The organism is Streptomyces sp. NPDC015130 (assembly GCF_043080005.1).
GTDB lineage: Bacteria > Actinomycetota > Actinomycetes > Streptomycetales > Streptomycetaceae > Streptomyces.
Genome location: NZ_JBIBVC010000007.1, coordinates 167,101 through 189,853 on the forward strand (window position 1 = coordinate 167,101; position 22,753 = coordinate 189,853).

A 22,753-nucleotide genomic window follows, 5' to 3' on the forward strand; every position below is an offset into this window, starting at 1 on the left:
CGCGACGGCGCCGTCGGTCGTGCTCACTTCGGCATCAGCACCGTGTCGATGATGTGGACGGTCGCGTTGGAGGTCTGTACGTCGCCGCACACGATGGCCGCGGTGTCGTTCACCTTGTACGAGTCTCCGGACCCCGAGGTCGTCAGGGTGCCGCCCTGGAGCGTCTTGAAGGATCCGTCTGCGAGGTCCGCCTTCTCCACCGGTTCGTCCACCACGTGGTACGTGAGGATCTTGGTGAGGGTGGCCTTGTCGGCGAGGACCTTGTCGAGGTCCGCCTTCGGGATCTTGGCGAAGGCGTCGTTCGTCGGCGCGAACACCGTGATGTCCTCGGCGTTGTTGAGCGTGTCGACGAGACCGGCCTTCTGCACCGCGGTGACCAGGGTCGACAGCGCCGGGTTGTCGGACGCCGCCGTCGCCACCGGTTCCTCCGCCATCCCGGCGAACGAACCGGCACCCTCCTTGGGCACCGAGGCGCAGCCGGGACCGAACGTGTCGTCGCCGTCCTGGGCCGACGCCGGGGGCGCCAGTACTCCCACGGAGAGGGAGAGGGCCGCGGCGGCCAGGGCGGCCGATACGCGACGTCGGGTGAGCGTGGTGTTCATGGCGTGCTCCTCCCACCGGCCTGACGCAGAGCCGTCCGTGGCCGTGGATCGGTTGTCCTCTCACAGAGACATTCGGCCCGGAGCACCTCGTCGGATGGGGCCGGCGGCACCTTTTTCCGGGCCGCGGTCCCGGCCGGCGTCGCGGGGTACGGCTGAGGGCCCGCCGTCCGCCCCACTCGCAGCGTTTCTGCGTCGTACTGTGGAGGCATGGCCGAAACGACACACGGGATCACGACGGGCGCCGTGGCACGGCGTCTGGGGGTGTCGCCGACCACGGTGCGCTCCTGGGACCAGCGGTACGGCATCGGTCCCGCCGTGCGCGCGGACGGGCGGCACCGGCGCTGGAGCCCGGCGGACGTGGCGATGCTGGAGGAGATGTGCCGCCTCACGGCCTCCGGCGTCCCGCCCGCCGAGGCGGCACGTGCCGCGAAGCGCAGGCCGGACACGGTGGCACCGGCTCCCGTACCGGCGGGCGGGGCGCCGCAGCGTGCCGGGCCGGGCGGCGGACTGCCGCTGGGGGACGTACGGCAGGAGGCCCGTGGGCTGGCCCGCGCCGCGGTGCGACTCGACGGTCCGGCCATGGAGGAGCTGCTCCAGGAGGTGCTGGCGCAGTACGGGCTGGTCACCGCCTGGGAGGAGGTGATGGTCCCGACGCTGCACGCGGTGGGCCGCAAGTGGGAGTCCTCCGGCGACCGTTACGTCGAGGTGGAGCACCTGCTGTCGTGGCACGTCTCCACCGCCCTGCGCCGGGCGGCCGTCACCGGCCCGGCGTCGGCCTCCCCGGCCGCTCCCGTCGTACTGGCCTGCGTCCCCGCGGAGCAGCACACGCTGCCGCTGGAGGCACTCACGGCGGGCCTGGCCGAACAGGGCCTGCCGACCAGGATGTTCGGCGCGGCGGTGCCGGCGGAGGCCCTGGACGCGGCGGTCCGGCGGTCGGGCCCGGCCGCCGTCGCCCTCTGGTCGCAGGCGAGGTCCACCGCGGACCACGCCCTGGCCCGGCACGTCGCGCGAACGGCCTTCGGGGTGCGGGGGGCCCGTACCGCTCCCCTGGTCGTGCTCGCGGGCCCCGGCTGGCTCGGCCGTCGGCCCGCCGACGGCATGATCCGGCCCACCGGCCTGCGCGAGGCCCTCGACGCGATCGGCCGGCTCTACGGGGAGCGGGCCGGACACACCGGGGGCTGAGCGGGGCCCGGTGTGCCGAGGGCGGGGCCGGGCCTGGTCGCGTCCAGGGCCGAGCAGGGCCGTCGGTGCGCGGGGCGGCCCGGCGCCTCCCGGTCAGCTCCGCTCGTCGGCGGTCCGGCGCGTGTTCCGCGTACGGGGAGGCCGGGGGAGGAAGCCGCTCGTGCGGTCCCGGTAGGCGGCGTACCCCGGGCGGTCGGCCATGTGGGCCTCCAGGAGGCGCTTCCCGCTGCCGAAGACGAGCAGGGCGCTCATGACGAGCGGGGAGACGACGGTGAGCAGGGCGGTCTGCCAGGTGGCGCAGGCCGTCAGGTAGAGGCCCCACCAGACGAGGAAGTCGCCGAAGTAGTTGGGGTGCCGGGTCCAGCTCCACAGCCCGCGGTCCATGACGTGGCCCCGGTTCGCCGGATCGGCCTTGAACCGGGCGAGCTGGTGGTCCCCCACCGCCTCGAAGCCGAGACCGGTCGCCCACACGGCGAGGCCCAGGACGTCGGTCGCCCCGAGCGGTTCGGGCAGCAGGACCGCCACCTGGACGGGCAGCGAGACGAGCCAGACCAGGCCCGCCTGGAGGAGGTAGACGGTCCGCAGCGCGTACAGCGTGCGGTTGCCGCGTGCTCGGGCGAGCATCCTGGCGTACCGGGGATCCTCCCCGTGGCCGCGTCCGCGCCGGGCGATGTGGGCCGCGAGCCGCCCGCCCCAGACGACGGTGGCGAGCGCGACGAGCGTACGGCGGCCGTCGTCGCCGTGGCCGTCCGAGAGGAGCAGGGCCACGACGGCCACGGCCGCGAAGGCGAGCCCCCAGGCGACGTCGACGACGCGGTGCAGGCCCTTGGCCGTGCCGATCGCGAAGGCCACCAGCATGACGGCGAGCGCGGTGCCCGCCGAGGCGGCCAGGACGAGGCCGAGGGCGCCGGCGTCGACGGCGGTCATGACGCCTCCCGGCCGGCGGTCAGCCGCAGCTGGCGGACGTCGAGGTAGCCGGAACGGAAGCCGGCCTCGGAGTAGGCGAGGTAGAACTCCCACATGCGCCGGAAGACCTGGTCGAAACCGAGCGCGGCGACGGCCGGCTCCTGGGACAGGAAGCGTTCCCGCCACTGGCGGAGCGTCTCGGCGTAGTGGTCGCCGTACCCGGTGTCGTCGGTGATGCGCAGCCCGGCGGCCTCGCTCTCGCGGGCGATGGCCTCCGGGGAGGGGATCAGCCCGCCGGGGAAGACGTACTTGCTGATCCAGGTGTGCGTCCGCGCGGTGGCGAGCATCCGTTCGTGCGGCATGGTGATGCTCTGGAGCGCGATCCGCCCACCGGGTGCGAGGAGGCGGCGGAGCGCGGTGAAGTAGTCGGACCAGTACGCGGCGCCGACGGCCTCGATCATCTCGACGCTCACGACGGCGTCGTAACTCCCCTGGACGGCACGGTAGTCGAGGAGCTCCACGCTCACCCGGTCGGCGAGCCCGGCGTCCGCGACGCGTCGGCGCGCGAGGTCGCGCTGCTCCCCGGAGAGGGTGACGGTGCGGACGCGGGCGCCGCGGGCGGCGGCCCGGACGGCGAGCTCGCCCCAGCCGGTCCCGATCTCCAGGAGTTCGGTGCCCGGGGCGGCCCCGGCCAGGTCGAGGAGCCGGTCGATCTTGCGGTGCTGGGCGGCGGTGAACTCCCCGTCCCCGAGGCGGCGGCCCGGCTCGGGCAGCGGGTCGAAGACGGCGGCCGAGTAGCTGAGCCCGGGGTCGAGGAAGAGGGCGAAGAGCTCGTTGGAGAGGTCGTAGTGGCGCTGGATGTTCCGGCGCGCGCCGTCGGGGGTGTTGCGGTCGGCCTCGGGCCTGCGCCGGACCCAGGCTCCGCGCAGCCGGCGCAGCGGCGCGGGAACGAGCTCGTCGACGTGGCGGGCGAGCACCGTGAGGACGCCGACGAGGTCGTCGGCGTCCCATTCGCCGGCCATGTACGACTCGCCGAAGCCGATCAGGCCGTCGGCGCCGATCCGGCGGTGGAAGGCGTCGGGGTCGTGGAGCGTCAGGGTCGGCTCCGGCTCCCTCCCGTCCCGTGGTTCGGGCACCGGGGGCGCCTCCGCCGTGCTCGCCGTCCGCAGGGGCAGCCGGGCGAAGGCCCGCTCCACGAGCCGGCGCGCGACCGCGGTGCGTGCGGAGGACGCCCGGGGCGGCCGGGCCACGTCGGGCCAGCGCTCGGGGTCCACCTCGACGACGCCCTCCCGGGCGGTGGGCGGGGTCGCCGGAGAAGTGAGGGTCACGGGCCGGTGCCTTCCTGGAGGGTGGGGGCGGTGCGCGGGCGCGGGCGGACGGAAAGCCCCTTGAGATAGAGGCGGATCCCGTGCCGGCGGATGCCGACCGACACGGCGAGGGTCGACCAGGGGTGCCGTGCCGCGGCCGCGAGCAGCGTGCGGGCCCGGGCGGGCCGACGGGCGCCACGGACGGTGGCGGTCAGGGGGCGGGAGCCGTCGGGACGACGGAGCTGGACCGTGAGGTCGAGGCGGTCGCCGGGGAGCGGCAGCCGCATCCGGTAGGCGCCCTCGACGTCGAGGAACGGCGAGACGTAGAACTCCTTGGCGACCTCGGCGCGGCCCAGGCCGTCGGGGCGCAGCAGATAGCAGTGGCGCCCGCCGTAGGTGTTGTGCACCTCCGCGACGACGCAGACGGGCCGGCCGTCGCGGTCGTGGCACCAGTACAGGGTGAGCGGGTTGAAGACGTGCCCGAGGACCCGTGCGTGGGCGAGCATCAGGACCGCGCCGTCCGCGTCCCGTACGTCGTGGGCGGCGAGGTACGCGTCGAGGCCGGAGCGGAGCGTGGGCGCGGTGCCGTCGAAGTGGTCGCGGGGGTCGAAGCGGGCGAGGGGGCGCAGCGGCCGGGGCAGTACGGGCAGGTCGTCGATGTCGACCAGCCAGAGGTAGGTGCGGTGGCGCAGGGCGTAGCGGAAGGGCGTGACGCGGGTGTGGGCGACCTCGGTCTCGTACAGGGCCGGGACGGGCGGCGGGGAGGCGGCGGTCATCACCACGTCACCCCCAGGTGCCGGGCCGCCTCGGCGCCGGAGCGGCAGCCGTCCTCGTGGAATCCCCAGCCGTGGTAGGCGCCCGCGTAGGCGGTCACGGAGGTGCGGAGTGACGGCAGCAGCCGCTGTGCGGCGACGGACTCCGGTGTGTAGACGGGGTGTTCGTACGTCATGCGGGCCAGGACGGTGGACTCGTCGAGGCGGCCGTCCGGGTTGAGCGTGACGATGTGGGGCTCGGGGGCGGTCAGCCGCTGGAGCCGGTTCATGTCGTAGCTGACCTGCACGGCGTCCGGCCGGGCGGTGCAGGAGGGGAGCCGGTAGTTCCAGGAGGCCCGGGCGTGGGGCGAGCGCGGCAGCAGCGTCGTGTCGCGGTGCAGGACGGTGGGGTTGGTGGAGTAGGAGAAGGCGCCGAGGACGCGCCGCTCCTGCTCGGTGGGGTCGGCGAGGAGGCGCAGGGCCTGGTCGGCGTGGACCGCGACGACGACGGCCGCGTGTTCCGCGGACTCGCCGTCGGCGGTGACGACCGTCGCGCGGTCGGCACCCCGCACGACGGCGCGCACCGGGGTCGCGGTCCTGAAGGAGGCTCCGGACTTGGCGACGCGTTCGACGTACGCGGCGGAGCCGCCGCGGACGGTCTTCCACTGCGGGGAACCGGTCACCGACAGGAGTCCGTGGTGGTCGAGGAAGCGGAACAGGTACGCGGCGGGGTACCGCAGGGCGGTGCCGGGGGCGCACGACCAGACGGCGGACACGAGGGGGATCGCGAAGTGGCCGACGAAGTAGGCGGAGAAGCGGTGGGCCGTGAGGAAGTCCCCGAGTGTCCGGGTGGTGTCGTCGTCGTTCAGCAGGCGGCGAGCGGCGCGGTGGAAGCGGGGGACGTCGGCGAGCATCAGCAGATGGCGGCCCCGGCGGGCGTTCCCCCCGCCGAGGAGGCCGCGGGGTCCGCGCGCGCCGGCGTACTCCAGGCCGCAGCCGTCGCAGCGGACGGACATGCTCATCTCGGAGTCCTGCGTGGCGACGCCGAGTTCGCGGAACAGGCGGAGGAGGTGGGGGTACGTGCGCTCGTTGTGGACGATGAAGCCCGTGTCCACATGGAGCGTCCCGCCCTCGGGGGCCGGCAGTTCATGGGTGTGCGCGTGGCCCCCGAGCCGGTCCTCGGCCTCGTACACCACCACGTCGTACGCGCGGGACAGGATGTGGGCGGCGGTGAGTCCCGCGACTCCCGCCCCCACCACCGCGACGCTTCGTCCGTTCATCGTCTCCGCCCCTCGTGTGTCGGCCGTGCCGCCGGCCGGTACGGCGGCGGCGTGGCCTCTTCGGTGGTTCGTCGCCCTCGCCCGTCCGGATGGGCCGGCTCAGCCGGTGGCCGTGGCGAGGGCCAGGTTGTGGCGCATGCTCCGGAGACCGCGGCGGGCGTGGCTCTTGACCGTGCCCAGCGGCATGCCGGTGCGGTCGGCGATCTGCACCTGCGTCAGGTCGGCGAAGTAGGCGAGTTCCAGGACGTCGCGCTGGACGCGGGGGAGTCTGGCCAGTTCCTCGGTGACGACGATCCGGTCGAGTACCCGTTCGGGCTCCTCGACGGAGCCGCCCTCGTGCTCCAGGGAGGCGCCCAGGGCCGCCGCGAGCCGGGTGCGGCGGGTGCGGGCGGTCAGCGCGTCGGCGGTCTTCCGGCGGGTGATGCCGGTGAGCCAGGCCGGCAGGCTGCCCCGGTCGGGGGAGAAGTTGGCCCGTCCGCGCCACGCGGCGACGAAGACCTGCTGGGTCACGTCCTCCGCCTCGCGGGGATCCCCCAGCGCCCGGGCGGCCTGGGTGTGGACCAGCCGGCCCCATCGCCGGTACGCCGCGTCCAGACAGCGCTCGTCACCCGCGACGAGTCCGCGGGCGATCCGGTCGTCGGCACCGTCGTCGAGCGGCCGCTGCCGGGGGCGCTCCGTCGGGGCGGCGAGGTCGCCGGTGATCCGGTGTGCGGTCATGACGGTTCCTCCTCCGGAGAGTGGTGCCTCCTCCCGGGCTCGTGCTGCCGGGGGAGGCGGTGTCCGGCGGGACCTCACCGGTCCCGTGCGTCTTCACGTTCCGACGCACGGGACCTGTGGGGCAACTCGCATCGTTTCCGCATCGAAAACCGCGCGGTGCGTTCGAGGCGGTGCCCCCGTACGGCGGTCAGGGCCGGTGACGGAGCGCGCCCGGCCACCAGACCGACGGGCCGATGTCTCGGACGAGGGCCGGCACCAGGAGCGAGCGCACCACGAGCGTGTCGAGCAGGACGCCGAAGGCCACGATGAACGCGATCTGCACCAGGAACGCCAGCGGGATGACGCCCAGCGCGGCGAACGTGGCGGCGAGGACGACACCGGCCGACGTGATCACTCCGCCGGTGGCGACCAGGCCCCGCCGCACGCCCTCCCGCGTGCCGTGCAGCTCCGTCTCCTCGCGCACCCGCGACATGAGGAAGATGTTGTAGTCGACGCCGAGGGCGACCAGGAAGACGAAGCCGTACAGCGGCACGGCGGAGTCGGTCCCCGTGAAGCCGAATACGTGCTCGAACACGAGGGCGGAAACCCCCAGCGTGGCCAGGAAGTTGAGCGCGACCGTGGCCACCAGGAGCACGGGCAGGAGCAGGGAGCGCAACAGGCCGACGAGGATCACCAGGATGATCGCGAGCACGACCGGGACGATGAGCTTCCTGTCCCGCTCGGCGGTGACCTGGGTGTCGTAACGCTGCGCGGTGTACCCGCCGACGAGGGCATCGGCCCCCGGCACGGCGTGCAGGGCGGTCCGGAGGCCGGCGACGGTGTCCTTGGCGGCATCGGAGTCCGCCGCGTCCGCGAGGGTGACGTCGATCCGGACGCGCCCGTCCGCGACCAGCGGCTCCGGGCTGCCCGGGGCGGCGTAGAGGGTCGCGGAGTCGGCTCCTTCGACACCCTCCGCGGTGGTGCGCACCTTCTCCGCGGCGTCGGCGTCGGCGATGACGACGGCAGGGTTGCCGGCACCCCCGGGGAAATGCTCGCCGAGACGCGCCTGGGCGGCGACGGAAGGGGCGTCCTTCACGAAGATCTCGTCCAGCGGAACGCCCTTCGAGTCGAGCGTGAGGGAGAAGGCCGCACAGGCGAGCAGGGCGACGAGGGAGCCGGCCCAGACCTTGCGCGGCGCGCGGTCGACGAGCGCCGCGACCTTGCGCCAGACCGGGTGCGCGTCGTCCCCGGCCGCCGCCTTGGGCCGGGCCGGCCAGTACGCGGCCCGGCCGAGCAGGACCAGGACGGCGGGGAGGAACGTCACCGCGCTCAGTACCGCGCACGCGATGCCGATGGCACCGACGGGGCCGAGGGCGCGGTTGTTGGTCAGATCGCTGAACAGGAGGGCGAGCAGGCCGAGCGCGACGGTGGCGGCGCTGGCGACGATCGGCCCGAAGGACTGCTTGAGCGCGGCGCGCATCGCCGGGATGCGGTCGCCGTCCCGCGCGCCGAGCTCCTCCCGGTAGCGGGCGGCGAGCAGCAGGGCGTAGTCGGTGGCGGCGCCGATGACGAGGATGGACAGGATGCCCTGCACCTGGCCGTCGACCCGCACGATGTCGTGGTCGGCCAGCACGTAGACGACGGCGCAGGCCAGACCGAGGGCGAACACCGCGCCGATGATGATCATCAGCGGGAGCAGGACGCTCCGGTACACCAGCAGCAGGATCACCAGGACCGTCACCAGGGCGACGACGAGGAGAAGCCCGTCGATGCCGGCGAACGCGTCGCCGAGGTCCGCCTGGGTGGCGGCCGGGCCGGCCAGCCACGCCTCGGTGCCCGGCACGGCGGAGACCGTCGCGTCGACCTTCTCCAGCGTCGCGGGCAGCTCGTCACCGAGGTCCGGGCGGAGCAGGACGATCCCCCGCAGGGCCTCGCCGTCCGCCGACGGAATCGCCGGGGAGGGCGCCCCGACCACGCCCTCGGCCCCCTTCAGGGAGGCCAGGGCCCCGGTGGCGGCCGCCTGCGCCGACGGGCCGATCGGCCCCCCGTCCGTGGCGGTCCAGACGACCAGGGCGGGCAGCGTCTCCTCCTGGCGGAACGCCTCCTGGGCCCGCAGGACCTGTGTCGACTCGGCGCTGCGGGGCAGGAAGGCGGCCTGGTCGTTGGTCGCCACCTCGCCGAGCTTGCCGGCGTACGGGCCGAGCCCTCCTCCGACGGCGAGCCAGACGACGAGCAGCAGCAGCGGCAGCAGTCTGCTCGCCCACCGCGACGGTGTGGACATGAGAACTCCCGGACATCTCGATAGCTCGACGGTTAACAATCTCAATGATCGAGAGAGATTGAATCACGTCCCGCACCGGACCCCCGCGGCCGGGACGCCGGACTCGTCAGAGTGATCATGCTGTCCTGCCCGATCCAGCGACCGGGGGAGGCGCGGTGGGCGAGCGACTCGGCTTTGCGGGACCGCACCGCCGCAGGCCCGTTCCGCCTCGATCGGCCCGAGCAGCCGAAAGTCCATGAGCCCCCCTCTCCTGGCACACCCGTTTCCGGACTCCAGAAGCTGGCCGGAGGCCTTGTCGGCCCGATATCGCCCGCCGATCCGGCCCCGGACCGAAGCGATATCGACCGCCGGGTTCCGTGGTCACCGAGGTCTACCCCGCGCTGCACGTCGAGTGGGAGAATCGTTCGTCCGCCCCAGGGGCCCAACCATTCCCTGGCCATAAGAGGCTCTTGACAGTGCGTCACGGAGCCCACCGGTACGGCACCCCTCCGCCCTCCCCGGGCGACGCCTCGTTCCGTCCTCCCCGCCGAACGAAGGGTTCCTCCGTATGACCGCAACCGTCCCCCCGGGAAGACCCGGAGGTCCTTCCGGGCCCGCCGCCGTCGACGGCCGGATCGAACTCGCACCCGGCACCGCTCCCGCCGACCCCCGCTTCGTCAACGACGACCTGCTGCCCGTGCCCGTCGCGGAGCGCCGCTGGACCACGTACAACTTCGCCGCCCTCTGGGTCGGCATGGCCCACAACATCCCGTCCTGGATGCTGGCCTCCGGTCTCGTCGCCCTCGGCATGGACTGGAAGCAGGCCGTCCTCACCATCGCCCTCGCCAATGTCATCGTCCTGCTGCCGATGCTCCTGACCGGGCACGCGGGACCCAAGTACGGCATCCCCTTCCCCGTCCTGGCCCGCGCCTCCTTCGGCCTGCGCGGCGCCAACCTGCCCGCCCTCGTCCGGGCCGGCGTCGCCTGCGCGTGGTTCGGCATCCAGACCTGGATCGGCGGCCAGGGCGTCTTCATCCTCCTCGACAAGGTCTTCGGCGGCAGCTGGGCCGAGGCGTCGAGGATCGGCGGCCAGCCGTGGACCCTCTGGCTCTGCTTCGTCCTCTTCTGGGCGCTCGAACTGGCCATCATCTACCGGGGCATGGACGCCCTGCGCCGCTTCGAGAACTGGGCCGCGCCCTTCGTCATCGTCGGCGCGTTCGCCCTCCTCGCCTGGATCACGGTCAAGGCCGGCGGCCTCGGCCCGCTCCTCGACCAGCCCTCCCGGCTCGGCTGGGGCGCGGACTTCTGGCCGGTCTTCTTCCCCGCACTCATGGGCATGATCGCCTTCTGGGCGACGCTCAGCCTCAACATCCCCGACTTCACCCGCTTCGGCGCGGGCCAGCGGGCGCAGGTCTGGGGCCAGACCCTGGGTCTGCCCACCACCATGACCCTGTTCGCGCTGCTCTCGGTACTCGTCACCTCCGGCTCGCAGGCCGTGTACGGAGCGCCCGTCTGGGACCCGGTGGCGCTCGCCGCCAAGGCGGACAACGTCTTCGGCCTGCTCTTCGCCCTGGTGACCGTCCTCGTCGCCACGCTGTCGGTCAACATCGCGGCGAACGTCGTCTCCCCGGCGTACGACCTCGCCAACCTGGCGCCGAGGTTCGTCGACTTCCGCACGGGCGCGCTGATCACCGGGGTCGTCGGCGTCCTCATCATGCCGTGGAAGCTCACCGCCACCCCGGAGCTGTACATCTTCACCTGGCTCGGTCTGGTCGGCGGCCTCCTCGGCACCGTCGCCGGCATCCTCATAACCGACTACTGGCTCGTCCGCCGGACCGCCCTCGACCTCGAAGGGCTGTACCGGGCCGACGGACCGTACTGGTACCGGGGCGGCTGGAACCCGGCGGCCGTCCTCGCGTTCGCGGCCGGCGGCGTCCTCGCCGTCGGCGGCTCCCACTCGGCCCCGGGCACCGGCCCCTTCCCCGAGGATGGCCTCGTCCCCTTCCTCAAGCCCCTCGCCGACTACGGCTGGGCCGTCGGCCTCGCCGTCTCCCTGCTCCTCTACACGGCGCTCATGAGGCGGCGGGGCGCTTCCCCGTCGTCCGGCCGATCCAGCTGAGGTAGGACCAGACACGGGTGTTCACGGCGGGGGTGTCGGTCGCGCACCCCTTGCCGTAGGAGACCAGGCCGACCAGGTACGGCTTGCGCCCGACCTTGTGGACCAGGGGGCCGCCGGAGTCGTACAGGCAGGTGTCCCGGCCGGGGGCGTAGGTGCAGATCTGCGGCGAGGAGACCTGCGACATGCCCCGGTCCACGCAGGTCGGGTTGCTCATGGTGCCGAGGACCACGGTGCGCAGGACGTCGGAGGTCCGGCCGCCGAAGGAGGTGGCGCCCCAGCCGGGGACCTCGACCTGCGTGTGGTCGAAGGTGTCGTGCGCGTACGGGGCGGGCAGCCCGACGGGGCTCACGCCGCGGTTGTACTCGACCGGGCGGTCCAGCCGGACGAGCGCGATGTCGTTCGCCTGGGTCGCCGGGTCGTAGTCGGGGTGCACGACGAACCGTTCCGGCGTCGCCATGACGGTGTACGGGCTGTCGTCCCCGGTCGTCAGGTCGTGGTCGCCGAGGAGGACGCCCACCCGCGCGGTGCTGCTGTAGGAGCCGGTCAGGCAGTGTGCGGCGGTGAGCACGTACCGGTCGCCGACCAGCGCACCGCCGCACACCACCCGCTGCTCGGCGAGGTCCACCAGCCCCGCCATGAACGGGTACTGGTGCGGCGTCGCCTCCCGCCCTCCGACGATCGCGTGCGCCGGGGCGGGCCCGAACGGGCCCACGGCCAGCGCCGCCCCCGCGACCACGGCCAGCAGCCTTCTCATCCGTCTCATCCGTCCCACGAGATCTCCGAACTGTCGGCGGCGGTTTCCCGGGGCCGGCGGTGGCATGCGGAGACGTTTCCTCTGCCCGTCACCACGGCCTGTTCCGGCCCGTCCGGACTTCAACGATCAAGGCGGGACGCGGTCACCGCTCCGCGTCGGGGGCCCAGCCCGGGACGTGCGCGGCCACCGCCGCGTCCCAGGCCGCGGGCCCGCCCGGGAAGGGCCAGGCGCGGGTCACGGCCGGGGCCTGGACGATCGCCCGGAGCGTGTTCGCGAACTGTCGGCTCACGTGCGCGACGCGGTTCGCGCCGAGCGGTCCGTCCAGCGCGGCGACCCGGTGCACGTACTCCGCCACGGGCCGTTCCACCCAGAGCGCGATCCGGGCGGCGTCCATGGCCCGGGAGAGAAGCAGGACCCGGGGGCGGCCGCCCTCCGCGAGCGCCGCCGTCAGCCGGTCGTGGCCGTCGAGGACGACGGGGGAGTTGAGCCCGCTGATCCACCACGCGAACACCGGCGGCAGGATCCCCTCCCGGTACTGGCGGCGGTACGCCTTCACCCGGGGCGCCTCCGGGTGCGACAGCGCCCGCAGCGGCAGCAGGTCCCGCGCGTCCTCCACCGGGTCGCCGTACCCGAACCAGGTGAGGTGGCCCCGGTCCGGGTCATGGGCGAGCAGTTTCGGCCAGTTTCCGTCCATGAACCAGCGGTCCGCGTCCGGGGCGAGGTGCCACTCGCCCTCGTGGAGCGGCCCGTCGTCCGCCGCGCGCAGCGCCGCACCGCCGTGCGCGGCCCAGCGCTCCGTCCACTCCTCCGAGCCGGGCTCCGCGAACTCGGCGACGGTGCGGGACAGTTCCGCCCGCAGGGGCGCCAGCGGCGAGACGTACCGGCCCGTCCGCGCGTAGTGCACCCCGTACCGGGTGACCCGCTGCCGGGCGAACAGCACGGGAACCCCGCCCCGCATCAGTACGAGCCGCCGCCCGTCGGCGCTCTCCATCCGCAGACCGGGCTTCGCGGGACCGTGAACACGCATCAGCATGCCGACAGCGTAGGCAGCCCGCCCCGGCCCTGGACGCGCCCCTGGGCCCGCCCCCGCCCCCGGCCCGGGGCCCTACGGCACCCGCGCCGTCCACTCCGCCGTGCCGAACTTCGTCTCCGCCAGCTCCTTGGCCCGCGTCAGCTCGTCCTCCGTGAGGGCGCCCTCCGACAGTCCGTACCGGCCGCGGAAGGAGGCGATCATCCGCTCGATCACCGCCTCGCGCGGCAGCCCCGTCTGCCGCCGCAGCGGGTCCACCCGCTTCTTCGCGCTCTTCGTGCCCTTGTCGGAGAGCTTCTCGCGGCCGATCCGCAGCACCTCCGTCATCCGGTCCGCGTCGATGTCGTACGCCATCGTCACGTGGTGCAGGATCGCGCCCCCGCCCCCGACCATCCGCTTCTGCGCCGCGCCCGCGATCTTCCCCGCCTCCGTCGCGATGTCGTTCAGCGGCTGGTACCAGGCCTTGATCCCCATGTCGGCGAGCGCGCCGAGCACCCAGTCGTCGAGGTAGGCGTAACTGTCGGCGAACGAGAGCCCCTGCACGAGCGCGTCGGGCACGGAGAGCGAGTACGTGATCGTGTCGCCCGGCTCGATGAACATCGCCCCGCCGCCGCTGATCCGGCGCACCACCTGGATCCCGTGCCGCTCCGCGGCCACCGGGTCGACCTCGTTGCGCAGGGACTGGAAGCTGCCGATCACCACCGCCGGGGCGCCCCACTCCCAGACGCGCAGGGTCGGCGGACGGCGCCCGGCGGCCACCTCGGCCGTCAGGACCTCGTCGAGGGCCATGTGCAGGGCGGGCGGGCGCGGCGGCTCGTGGATCAGCTGCCAGTCGTAGTCGGTCCAGTCCGTCGCGTGCGCGAGGGCCCGGCGGACCGCCACCCCGACGCCCTCGGCGGTCAGCCCGAACATCTGCGTGCCCGGCGGGAGGGCCGCGTCGATCCGGGCCGCGAGCCCGGTGGCGTCCGTGTCGGCCGGCGCGCCCTCCAGGGCCCGGTCGATCGCCAGGATCGCCTCGTCGGGTTCCAGGAAGAAGTCGCCCGCCACGCGGACGTTGCGCAGGACGCCGTCCTCGGTGTCGAGGTCGACGACCACCAGCTTGCCGCCGGGGACCTTGTACTCGCCGTGGAACGCGCCGTGCACGGAATCTCCCTGTGGGTAAGGGGTGAACTCGGCCAAAGGGTACTCGCAGGGAGAACAGCGGGTGACAAGTGCGGCATTCCGGTTGTCAGCCCCCCGTGCTTAGCTGGAGGCATGATCGAAGAGTTCCTTGAGCACGTCCTCGGCGGCCGCACGACCGAGGTGGAGGAGGCGGTCCGCAAGGCGGCCGCCGCCGAGATCATGCCGCGCTTCCGGCAGCTCGCCGCGCACGAGGTGCTGGAGAAGAGCGGGCCGCACGACCTGGTCACCGTCGCCGACCGGGCCGCCGAGGCCCACCTCACGGCCTCGCTGACCGCACTGCTGCCCGGCTCGGTCGTCGTCGGCGAGGAGGCCGTCGCCGAGGACCCCTCGGTGTACGAGGCGCTGCGCGGCGACGCCCCCGTCTGGATCGTCGACCCGGTCGACGGCACCCGCCAGTTCGTGAACGGCGACCCCGGCTTCTGCACCCTCGTCGCCCTCGCCGTCCGCGGCGAGCTCCTCGCCTCCTGGACCTTCGCGCCGGCCCTGGACCAGCTGGCGGTCGCCGTGCGCGGCCGCGGCGCCACGCTCAACGGGCAGGCGATACGGTCGGGTTCACCCGTGCCCGGCAAGGTCCTGGAGGTCGCCGCCTCCCACCCCGACTACACCACCCCGGAGCAGAAGCGCGCCCTGCTCGGCCTCCGGGTCGAGGGCGTCGCCCCGCGCCCCTGCGGCTCGGCCGGACTGGAGTACCTGGCGGTGGCCCGCGGTGAGCTCGACGCCACGGCCTTCTCCTGGGAGTACGCCTGGGACCACGCCGCCGGACTGCTCCTCGTCGCCGAGGCGGGCGGCGCGCAGACGACGATCGCGGGCGAGCTGTTCCGTGTCACCGGAGGGAACGCGCTGCCGTTCACGGCGGCCAGGGACGCGGAGACCGCCGAGCGGATCCGGAGCCTCCTCGGGGGCGCGTGAGACGGAGGCGACCACCGGCCTATCCTGAGAGCCTTGGCCATCGGCTGACGAAGGAGTCCGAGGTGAGGAACGAGACGTCGATGCTCGATGCCGTCGTCGTGGGGGCCGGGCCCAACGGACTCACCGCGGCCGTGGAGTTGGCCCGGCGCGGCTTCTCCGTCGCCGTGTTCGAGGCGAAGTCGACCGTGGGCGGCGGCGCCAGGACCGAGGAGCTCACCCTCCCCGGCTTCCGCCACGACCCCTGCTCCGCCGTGCACCCCCTCGGCGCGGGCTCGCCGGTCTTCAGGACCATGCCGCTGGCGCGGTACGGCCTGGAGTGGCTCCACCCCGAACTGCCCATGGCCCACCCCTGGGACGACGGCACCGCCGCCGTCCTCGCCCGCTCCGTCGCCGAGACCGCAGCCTCCTTCGGGCCGCGCGACGCCGGGGCGTACCGCCGGCTCGTCGCCCCCTACCTCGGCAAGTGGGACACCCTCGCACGGGACTTCATGCAGCTGCCGCTCACCGCGCTGCCGAGCGACCCCCTCACCCTCGCCCGCTTCGGGCTCGACGGACTGCCGCCCTCCACGTGGCTCACGCGCCGCTTCCGGGACGAGAAGGCGCGCGCGCTCTTCGCCGGGCTCGTCGGCCATGTCATCGCCCCGCTCGGCGGTTTCGCGACCGGGGCCGTCGGCCTCGTCTTCGCGCTCGCCGCGCACGCGGGCGGCTGGCCGATGCCCCGGGGCGGCTCGCAGTCGATCTCCGACGCCCTCGCCGCGTACCTCAAGGACCTCGGCGGCGCCGTCCACACCGACTTCGAGGTCAAGCGGCTCGACGACCTGCCGCCCGCCCGTGCCTACGTGTTCGACACCTCGCCCACCGCCCTCGCCCGGATCGCCGGCTTCGGCGGGCACTACGACCACTACCGGTACGGCGCCAGCGCCTTCAAGATCGACTACGCGCTCGACGGCCCCGTGCCCTGGACCGCCGAGGAAGCCCGGCGCGCGGGCACCGTCCAGATCGGCCCCACCGCCGGCGAGATCGACACCGCCCTGCACCAGGCCTCCTCCGGCACCGCCCCGGACACCCCCTTCCTCATCACCGCCCAGCCCAGCCTCGTCGACCCCTCCCGCGCCCCCGAGGGGAAGCACGTCTTCTGGGCCTACGGACACGTGCCGAACGGCTGGCGCGGCGACCTCACCGACGCCATCGAGCGGCAGATCGAGCGCTTCGCGCCCGGCTTCCGCGACCGCGTCCTGGCCCGCGCGACCGCCGGACCCGCCGAACTCGCCGAGCGCAACGCCAACTACATCGGCGGTGACATCGCCTGCGGAGCCGCCCGAGGCCTGCAGCTCGTGCTGCGCCCCACCCTCTCGCTCCGTCCCTACGCGACCCCGCACCCGGCCGTCTTCCTCTGCTCCTCCGCCACCCCGCCCGGCCCCGGAGTCCACGGCATGTCAGGGCACAACGCGGCGAAGGCCGTCTGGCGGCGGCTGCGCGCCTCCGCCCGAAAAAATTAGACTGCCCCCATGGCCAAGTACTTCGACGTGCACCCCGACAACCCCCAGCCGCGCACCATCGGCTCGGTCGCCGACAGCATCCGGAACGGGGCGCTCGTCGCGTACCCGACCGATTCCTGCTACGCCCTCGGCAGCCGGCTCGGCAGCCGCGACGGCATCAGCCGCATCCGGACCATCCGCGACCTCGACGACCGGCACCACTTCACGCTCATGTGCGAGAACTTCGCCCAGCTGGGCCAGCTCGTCCAGATCGACAACGACGTCTTCCGCGCGATCAAGGCCGCCACCCCCGGGCCGTACACCTTCATCCTGCCCGCGACCAGGGAGGTGCCGCGCCAGCTGCTGCACCCCAAGAAGAAGACGGTCGGCGTCCGCATCCCCGACCACGTCGTCACCCAGGCACTCCTCGCGGAGCTCGGCGAACCCCTGCTCTCCAGCACCCTCCTCCTGCCCGACGAGGCCGAACCCCTCACCCAGGGCTGGGAGATCAAGGAGCGCCTCGACCACCAGGTGGACGTGGTCGTCGACTCCGGCGACTGCGGCACCGAACCGACCACCGTCGTCGACTTCTCCAGCGGCGAGCCCGAGATCGTCCGGCGCGGGGCGGGGGACACCACCCGGTTCGAGTAGGCGCGCCGGAAGCAGGCCACCGCTCACGAACCGGCCCTTACGGTCAGGAACGTGAGCGTCTACGGTCATGCCCTCAAGCGCTCGGCCGAACCGACGGAGGACCGATTCCCGTGATCGTCATCGCCCAGGTCAGCGACATCCATGTCGACGGGGAGCAGCGCAGCGCCGACCGGACCCGCGCCGTCATGCGCTACCTGGAAGAGCTGCCGTACGACCTGGCGGCCGTCCTCGTCACCGGGGACATCGCCGATCACGGGACGGCCGACGAGTACGCCCTCGTCCGGGAACTGCTGAGCTCCCGTCACCCGGTGCTCGTCTGCCCCGGCAACCACGACGACCGCGCCGCCTTCCGGAAGGTCCTGCGCCCCCGGGGCCCCGGCGCCACCGAGGACGGCGAGGCCACCGAGGAAGCCGAGGACCGCCCGTACGCGCCCGTCAACCAGCTGCTCCGGGGCGACGGTTTCGTGGTGGCCCTCTGCGACTCCTCGGTGCCGGGCGAGGACGAGGGCTTCCTGGAGGACGAGACGCTGGAGTGGCTGGACGGCGTCCTCGCCGCGACCCCGCACGAGGTACCCGTCCTCGTCGCCTTCCACCACCCGCCGGTCCCGCTGCACACCCCGTACGTCGACGAGATCCGGCAGTCCGGCGCGGAGCGGCTCGCCGCCCTCGCCGACCGCCACCCCCACCTCACGGCCTTCCTCGCGGGCCACGCCCACACGGCCGCCGCCACCACCTTCGCCGGGCGCCCGCTGCTCGTGGCACCCGGTGTCGTCTCCGCGATCCGCCTCCCCTGGGAGAACCCGGGCCCCGACTCCCCGCACGTCCACCACGACCTGCCGCCCGCGCTCGCCTTCCACGTCCTCGGCGAGGACGGCCGCCTCACCACCCACTACCGCACCGTCACCGTCTGACCTTGTGGAGGGGGGCGGAGGGCCGCGACGTCCATGTCGTTTTCTCGCCAGCCCGTGAGCCGCCCGTCCCCGATCCTGGAACCATGCACACCGACACCGAGCGCTGCGTGCGGGCCGTCCAGTCGAAGGACGCCCGCTTCGACGGCGTGTTCTTCACCGCCGTCCGCACCACCCGGATCTACTGCCGGCCCAGCTGCCCGGTCGTCCCGCCCAAGCCCGAGAACATGGAGTTCCACCCCAGCGCCGCCTCCTGCCAGCGCGCCGGGTTCCGGGCCTGCAAGCGCTGCCGGCCCGACACCAGCCCCGGCTCGCCCGAGTGGCACGTCCGCGCCGACGCCGTCGCCCGCGCCATGCGCCTCATCCAGGACGGCGTCGTCGACCGCGAGGGCGTCCCCGGGCTCGCCCGGCGGCTCGGCTGGTCCACCCGCCAGATCGAGCGCCAGCTCCTCGCCGAGCTCGGCGCCGGACCCCTCGCCCTGGCCCGCGCCCAGCGCGCCCAGACCGCCCGGGTCCTCATCGAGACCACCCCGCTGCCGATGGGAGAGATCGCCTTCGCTGCCGGCTTCTCCTCCATCCGGACCTTCAACGACACCGTCCGCGAGGTCTTCGCCCTCACCCCCGGGGAGCTCCGCGCCCGCGCGGCCCGCGCCCGCCCGGAGAAGACCGCCCCCACCCCCGGGGCGATCAGCCTCCGGCTCCCGTTCCGCGCGCCCCTCGAACCGTCCAACCTCTTCGGCCACCTCGCCGCCACCGCCGTCCCCGGCGTGGAGGAATGGCGCGACGGCGCCTACCGGCGGACCCTGAGCCTCCCGTACGGGCACGGCATCGTCGCCCTCGCACCCCGCGCCGACCACATCGCCTGCCGGCTGTTCCTCACCGACCCGCGCGACCTCACCCACGCCATCAGCCGCTGTCGCAGACTCCTCGACCTGGACGCCGACCCCGTCGCCGTCGACGAGCGGCTGCGCGCGGACCCGCTGCTCGCCCCGCTCGTCGACGCGGCGCCCGGCCGCCGCGTGCCCGGGACCGTCGACCCCGCCGAGTTCGCCGTACGGGCCGTCCTCGGCCAGCAGGTCTCCACCGCCGCGGCCCGCACCCACGCGGCCCGGCTGGTCACCGCGTACGGCACCCCCGTCGAGGACCCCGAGGGCGGCCTCACCCACCTCTTCCCCGGGCCCGAGACCCTCGCCGGCCTCGACCCCGGGACCCTCGCCCTGCCCCGCAGCCGCCGCACCACGCTCCTCACCCTCGTCGGGGCGCTCGCGGACGGCTCCCTGCCCCTCGGCCCCGCCGACGACCGCGAGGAGGCCCGCGCCCGGCTCCTCGCCCTGCCCGGCTTCGGCCCCTGGACCACCGAGATCATCGCGATGCGCGCCCTCGGCGACCCCGACGCCTTCCTCCCCGGCGACCTCGGCGTCCGCCGCGCCGCCGGAGGACTCGGCCTGCCCGGCACCCCCGCCGCGCTCACCGCCCGCGCCGCCGACTGGCGGCCGTGGCGCGCCTACGCCGTCCAGTACCTCTGGGCCACCGACGCCCACCCGATCAACCACCTCCCCGCCTGAGGAGCCCCCTCGTGCCCACCGTCCAGCACACCGTCGTCGACAGCCCCTACGAGCCCCTGACCCTCGTCGCCGTCGACGGCGTCCTCAGCCGCATCCACATGACGGGCCAGCGCCACCGCCCGCCCGAGGAGACCTTCGGCGAACCGGACCCCCGCCCCTTCGGCGAGGCGATCCGCCAACTCGACGCCTACTTCGCCGGGCGGCTCACCGAGTTCGACCTCCCGCTCCACCTGGTCGGCACCCCCTTCCAGCTGCGGGTCTGGGAGGAGCTGTGCCGCATCCCGTACGGGGAGACCCGCACGTACGGCGAACTGGCCGAGGCCCTCGGCAACCCCACCGCCTCACGGGCCGTCGGTCTCGCCAACGGCAAGAACCCGGTGAGCATCGTCGTCCCCTGCCACCGCGTGATCGGCGCCGGCGGAAGCCTCACGGGCTACGGCGGCGGCCTCGACCGCAAGCAGCGCCTGCTGGCCCTGGAATCGGGGACACAGGAACCCGCGGCCCTCTTCTAGACCGCTAGGTCCTGTCGTCGAACTCCCGCCTGCCCCGCCCTTCGGGCGGACGACGGGAGTTTGACGACACGCCCTAGACCGCCCCGCGGTCACCGGAGCCGGTCGAGCAGCGCGGGCAGCGCCGTGCCGATCGGCTCCCGTACGAGCTCATCGGCCATGGGGTCGTACGGGGTGGGCTCGGCGTTCACGATGATCAGCCGGGCGCCGTGCTCGGCCGCGATCCCCGCGAGGGAGGCCGCCGGCTGGACCTGGAGGCTGCTGCCGACCGCGACGAACACCTCGGTGGCCTTGGCGATCGACATCGCCTGGCGCAGCACCACCGGATCGAGCGCCTGCCCGAACATCACCGTCGCCGACTTCAGGATCCCGCCGCACACCCGGCACTCCGGGTCCGCCTCACCGGCCCGCACCCGGTCCAGCGCCTCCGCCATCGAGGACCGGGCGTGGCAGGCCGTGCACACCACCGACCGCGCCGAGCCGTGGAGTTCGAGGACCTTCCGCTCCGACACCCCGGCGGCCTGGTGCAGCCCGTCCACGTTCTGCGTGATCACCCGCAGCGCGTTGCCGCTCGTCCGCTCGTACTCCGCGATCGCGCGGTGCGCCACGTTCGGTTCGGCCCGCAGGACCGGACCGTCGAGCCGCATCCGCCACGAGCGGCGGCGGATCTCCGGGTCGGCCATGTACGGCCCGTAGGTGACGAGCCGCTCCGCCTCCGGGTCCTTCCGCCACACGCCGTTCGGCCCCCGGTAGTCGGGGATGCCCGAGTCCGTCGAGATACCGGCCCCACTGAGAATCGCGACCATCGTCATACGCCCAAACTAGGCACCGACGAACCGCTCCGCGAACGGGTTTCCCGGTGTCAGGTTCCCGGCATGGCCCAGGTGAACATCGCGCTCGACGCCGAACTCGTCGTGGAAGTCATGGTCCTGGCGGGCGTCGGCAACCCGCAGGACGCCGTGGAGGCCGTCGTCCGCGACTACATCGCGCAGGGACACCGCACCGAGGCCCGGGTCGCCGGCCGCGACGAACCCCACCGCACCGGCCGACTCCTCCCGCCCGAACCCCCGCAGGGCTGAGCCGGGCCCGGCCGCGCCTCACCCCCGCGCCGGGTGCCCGTTCTCCAGCTCCACCGGCCCCCGCCCGCCCGCCAGGACGTCCAGCGAGGCGAGGACACGCCGGCCCAGGCTGCCCGGCAGATGCGCGGTGACCTCCTCGCGGCCGATCAGCTTCCAGGAGAGCAGCTCCTCCTCCTGGAGCCGGATCTCCGCGAACCGCTCCTCGGCCAGCACCCCGCCGTCGTACACGTACGCCACGACCGGCGGCCGCGCGGTGCTGTGCGACCAGTCGATCGCGAGCAGCGGTCCGAGCTCCACGTCCAGGCCGATCTCCTCCGCCGTCTCCCGGCGGGCGGCCTGCCGGGGCGTCTCGCCGCTGTCGGACTCGATCGTGCCGCCGGGCAGGGTCCAGCCCTCGCGGTAGTTGGGCTCCACGACGAGGACCCGGCCGTCCGCGTCCCGGAAGAGCGCGGCGGCGCCGGCCAGGACGCGGGGCAGGCCGGCGATGTACGTGGCGTAGTCGGTGACGGTCATTCCGTCAGCGTAGCCAGCCGCAGCGTCCGCCCGGCCAGTTCGCCGATCCCCACGCCGTCGTAGCCGAAGACCGCGCTGCTCACCCGGTCCCGCAGCGGCTCCGACCACTGCGGCGGGATCGCCGCCGCCCCGCACATCACGCCCGCCACCGAACCCGCCGTCGCGCCGTTCGAGTCCGTGTCGAGGCCGCCGCGCACGGTGAGCGCGATCGTGCGGGTGAAGTCCCCCTCGCCGTACAGCAGCCCGGCGGTCAGCACGGCCGCGTTCGGGACGGTGTGGATCCAGCCGAGCCCCGCCGTCCGCCCCGCCAGCTCGTCGAGCGCCTCGGACCGGCCGAGCCCGGACTCGTACAGCGCGATCGTGGCCCGCACGGTCCGGGCCAGCCGGCTGCTCGCCGGGATCCGCTCCAGACCCGCCTCCAGGACGGACCGGACGTCGGGCGCGGTGAACGCGGCGGCGATCATCGCCGCCGCCCACATCGCCCCGTACACGCCGTTCCCGGTGTGCGAGAGGACCGCGTCCCGGCGGGCCAGCGAGGCCGCCCGGCGCGGATTCCCGGGGCAGGTCCAGCCGTAGACGTCGGCCCTGATCAGCGCCCCGATCCACTCCTGGTACGGATTGTCGTACGTCGCCGTCAGCGGCGGCCGAAGCCCGTTCGCGAGGTTGCGGTAGGCGACCCGCTCGGCCGTGAAGGTCTGGAGATACGGCAGCCGCGACAGCCACTCCTCGCCGACCTGCTCGGTCGTGAACGCGAAGCCGTGGGTCTCCAGGAGCTGCAGCCCGAGCACCGACCAGTCGACGTCGTCGTCCCGGCAGCTCCCGTCGATCCGGCCGCGCACGCACCGCGGCCACTCTGGGCGCAGCTCGAAACCGGTCGCCCCGGGCGGCGGGGGCGGCAGGTAGTCGGTCAGCGGGAGCGCGTCCGTGAGCCGCAGGTACGCGTCGATGCGCTCGCGCGTCCAGTGGTCCCCGCGCTCCACGGGCTTGCCCAGCATGTTCCCGGCGATCCTGCCGGTCCAGCCGCCCAGGATCCGGTCGGCCAGTTCCTCGTACGCGAGGGCGGACGACATG

22 protein-coding genes are annotated in these 22,753 nt (G+C 73.9%); 9 read left to right on the plus strand and 13 right to left on the minus strand.

Going from position 1 to position 22,753, the window contains the following annotated elements:
* Nucleotides 1-23 precede the first annotated feature (23 nt).
* Entirely contained in the window at nucleotides 24-602 is a 579-nt protein-coding gene (locus ACF08F_RS16890; protein WP_392299261.1) for a fasciclin domain-containing protein, read from the minus strand.
* A 207-nt stretch (nucleotides 603-809) separates the two neighbouring features.
* Between ACF08F_RS16890 and ACF08F_RS16895 the strand changes: the two genes are divergently transcribed.
* On the plus strand, nucleotides 810-1,784 hold the full coding sequence (locus tag ACF08F_RS16895) for a MerR family transcriptional regulator (RefSeq protein WP_392299262.1): 975 nt from the start codon (nucleotides 810-812) through the stop codon (nucleotides 1,782-1,784).
* 93 nt (nucleotides 1,785-1,877) lie between these two features.
* Here ACF08F_RS16895 and ACF08F_RS16900 read toward each other — a convergent pair whose 3' ends face one another.
* The 6 genes from ACF08F_RS16900 to ACF08F_RS16925 form a co-directional block, all read right to left on the minus strand.
* Entirely contained in the window at nucleotides 1,878-2,711 is an 834-nt protein-coding gene (locus ACF08F_RS16900) for a DUF1295 domain-containing protein (RefSeq protein ID WP_392299263.1), read from the minus strand.
* A complete protein-coding gene (locus ACF08F_RS16905) occupies nucleotides 2,708-4,018 on the minus strand; it encodes a class I SAM-dependent methyltransferase (protein ID WP_392299264.1) in 1,311 nt (436 codons plus the stop codon). Before ACF08F_RS16905 ends, ACF08F_RS16900 begins: the two co-directional genes overlap by 4 nt.
* Entirely contained in the window at nucleotides 4,015-4,773 is a 759-nt protein-coding gene (locus ACF08F_RS16910; RefSeq protein WP_392299265.1) for a DUF1365 domain-containing protein, read from the minus strand. The genes ACF08F_RS16905 and ACF08F_RS16910 overlap by 4 nt, the downstream gene beginning before the upstream one ends.
* A complete protein-coding gene (locus tag ACF08F_RS16915; RefSeq protein ID WP_392299266.1) occupies nucleotides 4,773-6,029 on the minus strand; it encodes an NAD(P)/FAD-dependent oxidoreductase in 1,257 nt (418 codons plus the stop codon). The genes ACF08F_RS16910 and ACF08F_RS16915 overlap by 1 nt, the downstream gene beginning before the upstream one ends.
* Before the next feature lie 99 nt (nucleotides 6,030-6,128).
* A complete protein-coding gene (locus ACF08F_RS16920) occupies nucleotides 6,129-6,746 on the minus strand; it encodes a sigma-70 family RNA polymerase sigma factor (RefSeq protein ID WP_392299267.1) in 618 nt (205 codons plus the stop codon).
* 187 nt (nucleotides 6,747-6,933) lie between these two features.
* Nucleotides 6,934-9,006, minus strand: a complete 2,073-nt coding sequence (locus ACF08F_RS16925) for an MMPL family transporter (protein ID WP_392299268.1) — start codon at nucleotides 9,004-9,006, stop codon at nucleotides 6,934-6,936.
* Nucleotides 9,007-9,553: 547 nt separating this feature from the next.
* On the opposite strand from ACF08F_RS16925, the gene ACF08F_RS16930 reads away from it, so the two are divergent.
* Entirely contained in the window at nucleotides 9,554-11,104 is a 1,551-nt protein-coding gene (locus ACF08F_RS16930) for an NCS1 family nucleobase:cation symporter-1 (protein WP_392299269.1), read from the plus strand.
* Here the strand turns inward: ACF08F_RS16930 and ACF08F_RS16935 are convergent.
* From ACF08F_RS16935 to ACF08F_RS16945, 3 genes are all read right to left on the minus strand, one after another.
* Nucleotides 11,058-11,858, minus strand: coding sequence for a serine protease (locus ACF08F_RS16935; protein WP_392299270.1), 801 nt, complete (start codon nucleotides 11,856-11,858; stop codon nucleotides 11,058-11,060). The two genes, ACF08F_RS16930 and ACF08F_RS16935, sit on opposite strands and share 47 nt — an antisense overlap.
* Before the next feature lie 142 nt (nucleotides 11,859-12,000).
* Nucleotides 12,001-12,891: a hypothetical protein gene (locus ACF08F_RS16940; RefSeq protein ID WP_392299271.1), complete on the minus strand. Its 891-nt coding sequence runs from the start codon at nucleotides 12,889-12,891 to the stop codon at nucleotides 12,001-12,003.
* 72 nt (nucleotides 12,892-12,963) lie between these two features.
* Nucleotides 12,964-14,031 carry a biotin/lipoate A/B protein ligase family protein gene (locus tag ACF08F_RS16945; protein WP_392299272.1) on the minus strand — a complete coding sequence of 356 codons (1,068 nt, stop codon included), beginning with the start codon at nucleotides 14,029-14,031 and terminating at the stop codon, nucleotides 12,964-12,966.
* A gap of 111 nt (nucleotides 14,032-14,142) precedes the next feature.
* On the opposite strand from ACF08F_RS16945, the gene ACF08F_RS16950 reads away from it, so the two are divergent.
* The 6 genes from ACF08F_RS16950 (at nucleotide 14,143) to ACF08F_RS16975 (ending at nucleotide 20,093) form a co-directional block, all read left to right on the plus strand.
* The gene (locus tag ACF08F_RS16950) at nucleotides 14,143-14,979 is read left to right on the plus strand and encodes an inositol monophosphatase family protein (RefSeq protein ID WP_392299273.1); all 837 of its coding nucleotides are present in this window, start codon (nucleotides 14,143-14,145) and stop codon (nucleotides 14,977-14,979) included.
* An 80-nt stretch (nucleotides 14,980-15,059) separates the two neighbouring features.
* Nucleotides 15,060-16,478, plus strand: coding sequence for a phytoene desaturase family protein (locus ACF08F_RS16955; RefSeq protein ID WP_392299526.1), 1,419 nt, complete (start codon nucleotides 15,060-15,062; stop codon nucleotides 16,476-16,478).
* 9 nt (nucleotides 16,479-16,487) lie between these two features.
* Nucleotides 16,488-17,108: an L-threonylcarbamoyladenylate synthase gene (locus ACF08F_RS16960; RefSeq protein WP_150264786.1), complete on the plus strand. Its 621-nt coding sequence runs from the start codon at nucleotides 16,488-16,490 to the stop codon at nucleotides 17,106-17,108.
* A 110-nt stretch (nucleotides 17,109-17,218) separates the two neighbouring features.
* Nucleotides 17,219-18,019: a metallophosphoesterase gene (locus tag ACF08F_RS16965; RefSeq protein WP_392299274.1), complete on the plus strand. Its 801-nt coding sequence runs from the start codon at nucleotides 17,219-17,221 to the stop codon at nucleotides 18,017-18,019.
* 83 nt (nucleotides 18,020-18,102) lie between these two features.
* Complete coding sequence (locus tag ACF08F_RS16970; RefSeq protein ID WP_392299275.1) at nucleotides 18,103-19,581, plus strand: AlkA N-terminal domain-containing protein; 1,479 nt, start codon at nucleotides 18,103-18,105, stop codon at nucleotides 19,579-19,581.
* Nucleotides 19,582-19,592: 11 nt separating this feature from the next.
* Complete coding sequence (locus ACF08F_RS16975; RefSeq protein ID WP_392299276.1) at nucleotides 19,593-20,093, plus strand: methylated-DNA--[protein]-cysteine S-methyltransferase; 501 nt, start codon at nucleotides 19,593-19,595, stop codon at nucleotides 20,091-20,093.
* 89 nt (nucleotides 20,094-20,182) lie between these two features.
* On the opposite strand, the gene ACF08F_RS16980 is transcribed toward ACF08F_RS16975, so the two are convergent.
* Nucleotides 20,183-20,902, minus strand: a complete 720-nt coding sequence (locus ACF08F_RS16980) for an NAD-dependent deacetylase (RefSeq protein ID WP_392299277.1) — start codon at nucleotides 20,900-20,902, stop codon at nucleotides 20,183-20,185.
* A gap of 63 nt (nucleotides 20,903-20,965) precedes the next feature.
* Here ACF08F_RS16980 and ACF08F_RS16985 point away from each other — a divergent pair, with 63 nt between their 5' ends.
* Nucleotides 20,966-21,169: a type II toxin-antitoxin system VapB family antitoxin gene (locus tag ACF08F_RS16985; RefSeq protein WP_392299278.1), complete on the plus strand. Its 204-nt coding sequence runs from the start codon at nucleotides 20,966-20,968 to the stop codon at nucleotides 21,167-21,169.
* Nucleotides 21,170-21,187: 18 nt separating this feature from the next.
* On the opposite strand, the gene ACF08F_RS16990 is transcribed toward ACF08F_RS16985, so the two are convergent.
* Nucleotides 21,188-21,682, minus strand: coding sequence for an NUDIX domain-containing protein (locus ACF08F_RS16990; RefSeq protein WP_392299279.1), 495 nt, complete (start codon nucleotides 21,680-21,682; stop codon nucleotides 21,188-21,190).
* Nucleotides 21,679-22,752, minus strand: coding sequence for an ADP-ribosylglycohydrolase family protein (locus ACF08F_RS16995; RefSeq protein ID WP_392299280.1), 1,074 nt, complete (start codon nucleotides 22,750-22,752; stop codon nucleotides 21,679-21,681). The genes ACF08F_RS16990 and ACF08F_RS16995 overlap by 4 nt, the downstream gene beginning before the upstream one ends.
* Between the last annotated feature and the right edge of the window lies 1 nt (nucleotide 22,753).